The organism is Hoeflea sp. (assembly GCF_039975035.1).
In the GTDB taxonomy this organism is placed as follows: domain Bacteria; phylum Pseudomonadota; class Alphaproteobacteria; order Rhizobiales; family Rhizobiaceae; genus Hoeflea.
The window spans coordinates 1-7,689 of sequence record NZ_JBDWHW010000094.1; the positions used below are offsets into that span (position 1 = coordinate 1).

At 57.6% G+C, this 7,689-nt stretch carries 5 protein-coding genes; 2 read left to right on the plus strand and 3 right to left on the minus strand.

Annotated elements, in window-relative coordinates:
- Positions 1–372: 372 nt before the first annotated feature.
- A complete protein-coding gene (locus tag ABJN75_RS07895; RefSeq protein WP_348438467.1) occupies positions 373–1,005 on the plus strand; it encodes a tyrosine-type recombinase/integrase in 633 nt (210 codons plus the stop codon).
- A 345-nt stretch (positions 1,006–1,350) separates the two neighbouring features.
- Here the strand turns inward: ABJN75_RS07895 and ABJN75_RS07900 are convergent, their stop codons facing one another.
- From ABJN75_RS07900 to ABJN75_RS07910, 3 genes are read right to left on the minus strand one after another with little or no spacing between them, the layout of a single operon-like run.
- On the minus strand, positions 1,351–1,863 hold the full coding sequence (locus ABJN75_RS07900; RefSeq protein WP_348438469.1) for a hypothetical protein: 513 nt from the start codon (positions 1,861–1,863) through the stop codon (positions 1,351–1,353).
- 26 nt (positions 1,864–1,889) lie between these two features.
- The gene (locus ABJN75_RS07905; RefSeq protein WP_348438471.1) at positions 1,890–2,393 is read right to left on the minus strand and encodes a hypothetical protein; all 504 of its coding nucleotides are present in this window, start codon (positions 2,391–2,393) and stop codon (positions 1,890–1,892) included.
- Complete coding sequence (locus ABJN75_RS07910) at positions 2,368–3,285, minus strand: MliC family protein (protein ID WP_348438473.1); 918 nt, start codon at positions 3,283–3,285, stop codon at positions 2,368–2,370. Before ABJN75_RS07910 ends, ABJN75_RS07905 begins: the two co-directional genes overlap by 26 nt.
- A gap of 489 nt (positions 3,286–3,774) precedes the next feature.
- On the opposite strand from ABJN75_RS07910, the gene ABJN75_RS07915 reads away from it, so the two are divergent.
- The gene (locus ABJN75_RS07915) at positions 3,775–7,347 is read left to right on the plus strand and encodes an AAA family ATPase (RefSeq protein WP_348438475.1); all 3,573 of its coding nucleotides are present in this window, start codon (positions 3,775–3,777) and stop codon (positions 7,345–7,347) included.
- The last annotated feature ends 342 nt before the right edge of the window (positions 7,348–7,689 follow it).

Sequence of the window (7,689 nt, forward strand, 5' to 3'; positions counted from 1 at the left end):
TCTGACTTGTTTTCATGGCATCCTCACTTTCCGGCACGGTAGGGCAGAAGCGATTATGAAGCGTCGACGGTGACGCAGTTCTTGCACAGCATCGGGCCCGACAGGATGCATCTCGACGCGAGAAAAATGGTTTGGAATTACACTTTACACTCGCGAGAATTGCTGAGTTGCAGCAGCCGTTTCGGTCAGCCTTCGGACCTTCTTCGCGCGTTCAATGAACGGCAGCACAGGGTCGTGATTGACTCCGCGCCCGTCTACGCGAACGTCTGCTTTCCCGACGTCGTTCCAACAAGCTGCCTGACAGGTTACGGACCACAATCCCTGCGCTCATACATTCTTCTAACGGCCAATGTTGGCCGAAGGAGAACTGAAATGGGTATTGCACAATACGATCCTACCGCACTGGGCCGTCCGGCGTGGAACGCTGGCCGCAAGATTGGTATCAAAAAGCCGCTGAAACAGCGCCAGATTTGGGCGATCCGCTTCTTCCTCGACAGGGAGGGACGCATGAGAGATCGCGCGTTGTTTGACCTCGCAATCGACAGCAAGTTGCGGGGTTGCGATCTGGTAAAAATGAAAATAGGGAGCCTTGTGACAGGAGCACAAATTCGAACCCGATCCATTGTCGTTCAGCAAAAGACTGGACGTCCGGTTCAGTTCGAAATCACGGCAGATGTAAGGGCAAGTTTGCTTGCATGGCTTGAGCGTCGAGGTGGAGCAGTTGACGACTACGCCTTTCCCAGCCGAGTCGATCATACAGACCACTTGAATACTCGCCAGTATGCTCGATTGGTCGATGAATGGGTGACCGCAATTGGGCTACGGCGCGAAGACTACGGCACGCACTCACTTCGGCGCACCAAAGCCGCAATGATTTACAAGGCAACCGGAAACCTTCGCGCGATCCAAATCTTGTTAGGCCACTCCAAGATCGAAAATACCGTCAGGTATCTAGGGGTGGACATTGAGGATGCCTTGGAATTAGCGGAGCATACGGAGATATGACAGCAAGCGGCTCCGCGAACTGCGGGGCCGCATGTGTCGGCGTAAAAGTTACAATCTTCAAGTTTGGAATCGAGCAGCTATGCGCCTTCATTCCAGTCGTTCGCGATCTTGAGCCAGGGTCCCGTAAGCAGCCATTCGCTTCGCTCCGCACCCAAGCCCTGACAGGGTGGATAGCGTACATTTTGCATTTTGGTGAATGTCTGCCCGGGCGAATTGCCAAAAATGCCCCGCCCAGCCAGACGAAAATACTGGGCAATTGTGCTAAGCGAACAATTGCCCAATTTATCTCAAAAAGGCTGATGGAGAAGTAGGAAATTCTAGACTTGGCCATTGCTGCAATGCGGGTTAGCGCTGGACGCACCGGAACTTCGCGGTAATTGGCGGCTGCTGCCTTTTGGGGTCATCGTTCATGACCATCGACAGTTCAGAACCTTGCTGAACCAGATCGAGCTCGAACGGTGTGCCGCCGAGTTCATCTCTCCATTTGCCGGCCCCGGTAGCGACAGAATCATCACCCTCGACCCAAACCAATTCGGCGTACCACCCGTTCGTTCCGGTAACCGCATAGAGCTGTTTTTCGGGAAAGCTTCTTATCAGCACAAAGCAGTTGGCGCAGGCCCCTGCATTGGACCGGGTTTGTTTGTACTTTTGGCAGAAGCCGGCTTGCGCGGTGCCGGAAAGGGCGATCAAGGCCGCAGAGGCAGCAATGATTTTCAAACCGAATTGACGAAATTTCACGATATTTTCCTCATGGAAACAACAGATGCGTTCGGGCGTCGGGACGGGATCATGCCTGGCAGTGACGCCGTTTTCTGTCAGCGGCTGAGGCCGCAAGGCCCAACGAGCCGGGTTTTGCATTCGACCCGAACTCGTTGAGCCCTTTCTTATCCGGCGCAGGGCGTCGCTGTGACGGTGCACCGCATCCGGGAGCCGCCCTTGCAGTTCATGACAACCTTCTTTGCATTATCAAGATCGGCAAAACGTGTTCCCAATCCGAAGGCTGGGTGATTGGTGTCTGTGAATTTTGCAAAGATCGAACCGCCCTTCTCTCCAGCGACAAAGCCACGCCACGCGCGTTCAGCCCGGCGTTCAGCGCGGCGTTTTTTCAACTTGAAGATCGCACCGGTTGCCGCATTCCCGGTCACAGAGACGCGAGGGCCGCACTGAGCCGCCGAGGCGGGAGTTGAGGTGGAAACGAGAGCAACCGTCGCTCCGGTGATGACGGTCAAAGCCGCCGGTGCAGAGCCTGCAAGAGTGCTGATGGCGGCAAGTGCAATTAGCGTTTTACTGATCATTTCGTGTTCCCTTTGAGTTGATGCGCGTGTTGAACGCTTTCTTGAAATTCCCGGCGTGCCCTGCCGGTTATTGCTCGACACAATTGTCGACACCGCTCGGGGTCTGGAGCGTCGCGGTGTTGCCCTTGCTCAAGAGCGTGAACCTGCCGTCGGTGTAGCGGGACCCGGATCCTGACACGACCTGATCGAGGCGCCGTTCCGGCGAGCCGTCGATGCTGAAAATCACGTGTCCGTTGCCGCTGTTGACATAGCTGACCGTCAGAGGCAGCCCCTCCGGGCAGGTGTATTGAACCGTCGTCGAATCTGCAGATTGAGGTCGTCCGTTGCTGGCTCTTGTATGACCGCCCTGCACAGACGATTGCGTAATCGGATACAGAACCGTTTTCTGTTCAGTCCCGAGGCCGTAAAGCACCTGCCGGCGGTGGAGATCGAGTTGCAGGGATACATTGCGGGACGCATCAAACAGGTAGACCGACCCCTCGTCGCGCGACTCTTCCTGGAAGTGAAAGGTGACCCGGCCCTGGGCGTCGGCTTCCTGCCACTGCACGCCACGGGTATTGGTGAAACTGCCGCCCGGGTGCTGGACCTGACCAACGGAAAATCCGTTTACAATGGCGGGACCTGATGACGGGGCGTTGTCCACGGCTACACCCGTCTGCAGTCGCGGACCGTCGCACACCCGGAAAATGGTCGCATAGGGTCTTTGCGAACACATGATCCCGCCCCACTGGAAACCGGTGCGGCCGTTGTTGTAGCGGATTTCGAACCACTCGTAGCCATTCATCATGGCGCCGGTGCCATTGAGAATGAGGATGTCGTCGCCTTCCCTGAGGCTTCCGACCTGCCGGAATTGCATGCCCGGTCCACTGCGAACCTTGCCGCCATAGGAATAACCCGGTTGCGGGAAATCGACGTCCGGCGAGGCCTGAACCGAAGGTGAAAATGCCAACAGGCCGAGCAACAGGAAGGCTGTGAAATTCCGCATCAATAAACTCCATTGTGACCAGACCGGGGTGCACTTGTTTGACAGTGAACTTGTCTTCCAACGCCTCATGAATGGCGGCGATCGCGAGATGTGGTCAAATCTGGCGATGTGGCTGCAGAACCGCAGATGGCTCCCGCAGTATCTCCCGCAAGAGTTCGGGCCATCATGATGGTATTGAGCGATCCAGGAACAAGGGGAAGTGCGACAAGCATCGCGAAATAGGCGAACAGGTCCTGAAAATATACCTAGTGCTCCCTTGCATATCTGTCTTTGTAATCGCAACGGCGTGTCCCCTCATCGCGATCACCGCGTCGTGTGGCATCAATGAATAACTGAGCCCCATTTTTTGGGTATCGTGCAGATGCTTGGTTTAATGCCTACTGCAGCTGTAGTAGGGGTACCTCAAATGTGTGGTGCGGACATGCATCAGGCTGATGAGAAGTGTTCTGGCGTTAGGCTGTTGCCATGCCGGGGAACGGGGAGCCGTTGGTGTCCAAAGTATATGTCTGCCTGATTTTGAGGGATGCGGACGATCTCCGATCGACGCTCCGGGAGATCATCGAAGCTTTTGATGGCAAGGTTCTGGATCAGGACGACAAGCGCGTTATCTGCGGATTTCCGGATTCGCCAAGCGCCTTGCGCTGCGTCGGCAAACTGAGATCCGAAGTCGCTTCGGACCAGCATGATGCTTTTTCTGCAGCGTTCAGCAAAGTGGGCCGCGAGGTGGCGATTGCGATCGCCACGCGTTCGGAATATGGCGTCGTGATGGACGCCCCGGCCCATGCGGATCTCGACCCGCAGACTGCCGCGACATTTGCACCGGTGGACACCCCGGATGGCGTGGTCTGGCACCAGCTCCCATTGGCAACGAATGGATGGACGCGGCTGACGTCGCGTGAGCGGGAAATTGCTGAACTCTTTGCCCAAGGCCGAACCTATCAGGACATCGCCAAGGCTCTTTCGCGAGCGCCTTCAACGGTCCGTACCCACCTCGCGACCATCTATCGCAAGCTCGGTGTAAGCAGCAAGTTCGAACTGTTGCAGACCCTTCAGGAGGCCTTGTCGGATCAAGACGAGGCAGGGAAACAACACGAAACAGCCCATTCGCCATGCCGATCGGCATCGGTGCAAAACGTTTCGGAACGACGGCGGCTTACTCTTGTCGTCATCAATCTCGACCTTTGCATAAGGGACGGGTCCGAGCTCGACATCGAACTGCAGATGGTGGCAGTGGACGCTCTGTCGGAGCGGATCGAACCGCAACTGGCCCGCATCGGCGGGGCTCTTGGCGACCGCTACGGCCCGCGTCTGGTCGCCTGCTTCGGATGGCGCAGTACTGCCGAGGATGATGCAGAAATGGCTGCGCGATTTGCCCTCCACGTTCGCGAGGTCGTCACTCGGTTGCCACTCTCTGAAGGCGTGACGGCCAGCTGCAGAATCGGGCTGAACAACGGCCTATGTGTAACCCGCCATGGATCCGAAGTGAGGTTCGCTGGCACCTTTTTCGGGCAGACTTTGACCAGAGCCGAAGAGCTTGCGATGCTGGCGCCGGCGAACGGGATCCTTGCCGAAGCCCGCCTCGAACGGTCGCTCGGCGGTGCCTTCGAAACAGTTGCCTCTGACCTTCACAGCGAGGCGATCGAGATTGTCGGGGAAGTTGTCAGACCCGACAGATTTGCCGCGCGTGCGGGAGCACGACCCGCAGCACTCGTAGGTCGCGCCGAGGAGTTGGCGTTGCTGATGAGCCGATGGTCGCGGGCGCGTCAGGGTGACGGCCAGGCCGTTCTGCTTGTCGGCGAGGCAGGCATCGGAAAGTCCCGCCTGGCAAGAACAATTCAGGCCAATGCCGAGAGCCAAGGCGCCAGAACGCTGGTCTTGCAATGCGCACCCCAATTCAGCGACACGCCGCTCTGGCCGTTCTCACAATGGCTAAGGACCCTGGCTGCGATCAACGGCGATCGGACGGCGCAGTCCGGGCAGTTAAGGAGCTTCCTGTCGGGTTTTGGAGCCGAGATGGTTCGGAGAGCAGGAATTTTCGAAATCATGCTCGGCATCCAGGCCGAAACCGACGACCCGGAACTGGCCGCCCTGACCGCCAAGGCACGGCGAGAACGGATCCTCGACACGGTCGGCGAATTGATCGCGAGGATCAACGACAACACGCCTGTCATGCTCTTGTTCGAGGATGCACATTGGGCGGATTCCTCGTCGCTCGAGGTCCTGGCGCGTATCGCTGCGTCCAGACGGGGGCAGCCGCTGATGGCCGTCGCCACTTGCAGGCCTGGCGGCTTGGTCGAGGACTGGAAGGTCCATTTCGACCAGCTCAGCGTCAACCGGCTAGACCACCGCAGCGCCATGATACTGGCCCGGCAATCGATATCCGGCCCAATCCACAATGCAAACCTGCTCGATACCGTTGTGATAAGGGCGGGCGGTGTGCCGCTTTTCGTCGAGGAGCTTGCTCGTACCTTCGCGGCGCCTGGTCGCGAGTCGCCGCAGGCAACCATCGGCACCGAAGTACCCGAACCACTCGCCGATTTTCTGGCAGCGCGCTTCGATGGGCTGGAACTCAAGCAGGACATACTTCACTACGCGGCCTGCATCGGCCGCGAATTCAGCCGCGACCTGCTGGTTGCCGTTTCCGAGCATCCCGCAAACGTCGTGGACGACATCATCGCCACCCTTGTCGATCAGGGTCTGGTCGATCTGCAGACCCCCAGCTCGCGAACAAGATACGCGTTTCGGCATGTGCTTTACCGCGATGCCGCCTACGGCCGCATACTGCGCGGATCTCGCCAGCAGATGCATGCCCGTATCGCCGCTGTACTCGACAAAAAGTTCCCCGAGCTTGCGGCGCGTCATCCCGAACTTGTCGGCCATCACCTGCTGCTCGGGGGCAATCCGTCAGCCTCGGTTCCACATCTGACGGCTGCCGCCAGGGCGGCGATGGCCAAAGCGTCCTACTCGGAGGCCTCCGCCTTGATCGAGCGCGGGCTGCAGGCATTGGAGACGCAGGACGAAACACCGGAAGCCCTAGCCCACGGCATAGACCTGCGCTTCCTCGCCTATGCGGCGCGCGGGCTTAGAGGCAACCCATCCGAGCTTCTGGCTTTGCTCAAGGACGCTGAAGCTCTGGCCGGCCGACTTGGCGATCCCGTAAGGATGTGCAAGTCGCTTTCATCCCAGACGTATCTTCTTGCTTCTGCCGGCCAGATCGATGGTGCAATTGAAGTGGGCCAGCGAAGCATCAAGCAGATAACGGTCGAGCAGAACCGGAACATGTTTGTTATGGGAAAGCTAATGCTCAGCCGCGCAGTCTATGCCAAAGGCCGCTATGTCGAGACCGTTCATCACAGCACGAAAGCGCTTAGGCTCCTTGGTCGCGATGTAGGAGAAGATGACCGTGAGGTGGGACTTTTGAACCAGGTCTACAATGCCTTTGGTTGGGCAATTCTGGGTTACAGCGAACTGGGCCGGTTCAATGAAGCGGATTCCTTGATCCACGAAGCCACAGCCTTGTTGCCAAATCTGCGCGGAACAGGTGCACACGAGCGACTGTGGCTTGCATTTGCAGCAGCGAGAAAATGTCTGTTGACAGGAGATCACACAGGTACTTGCGTTCATCTCGAACCAATCCTGGATCTTTGTGCCAGCCAGTATCCCGCCTATCTCCCGCGCGTATTTTCGACCCTCGGTGCAAGTCATGTCGCCGCCGGCCGGCTTGAGCGTGGATTAAAGTTTCTGGAACAAGCCGAAGCCGAGGCGCGCGCGATCACATTCAGATTTGGCCATGCACAGGTGCTCACGCTGCTGGGTGAGGCGCTTTGGCAATCGGGGAATGCTGAGCAGGCGCTGCTGAAAATTCGCGAGGGCCTGTCAATGGCGCGTGACATCGGCGAGAGCGGAAATGAGGCATGGGCACTTCTGGCCATGGGTAGAATCCTGAAAGATACCGGCGAAGCCGACGAAGCGGTTGAGTATCTTGAGGGGGCGGAGCGTATCGCGCGCACGCTCGAAATAGGCCCTCTGTTGGCACAATGCGGTACGGCCTTGACAGTTTGAAGGGCTGATCTCCCGGATAGCTGTTGAAAACGCCATCGCTCAGCAAACTGACCAACAGGTTCCCTGCTGGCGGAAAAACGACAGTGATCGTTATTCAGCCGCCAAAACCTGCCTGTCGGCAACCGGCCCCAATCTTGCCGTTTGTGCATCCCGCAGTGAATGCCCAGTCTTCGCCCAACTTTCCAATTCGAGATATATTGAACTAGGGTTTGTTGAGTATCAGGATTCCCAAATCACGCGATTTATGATTCAAGCTTCCTTTTGAGGAGACTTTCATGGACGTCGATCGCACTGTCATTACCGATCGCATGTGGGTTTTGATGGAGCCCCAGTGCCTTGGCA

Bases quoted from the DNA above. Each gene is read 5' to 3' on its own strand.
- ABJN75_RS07895 (WP_348438467.1), top strand. From the start codon at position 373: ATGGGTATTGCACAATACGATCCTACCGCACTGGGCCGTCCGGCGTGG.
- ABJN75_RS07900 (WP_348438469.1), bottom strand. From the start codon at position 1,863: ATGCAAAACCCGGCTCGTTGGGCCTTGCGGCCTCAGCCGCTGACAGAA.
- ABJN75_RS07910 (WP_348438473.1), bottom strand. From the start codon at position 3,285: ATGCGGAATTTCACAGCCTTCCTGTTGCTCGGCCTGTTGGCATTTTCA.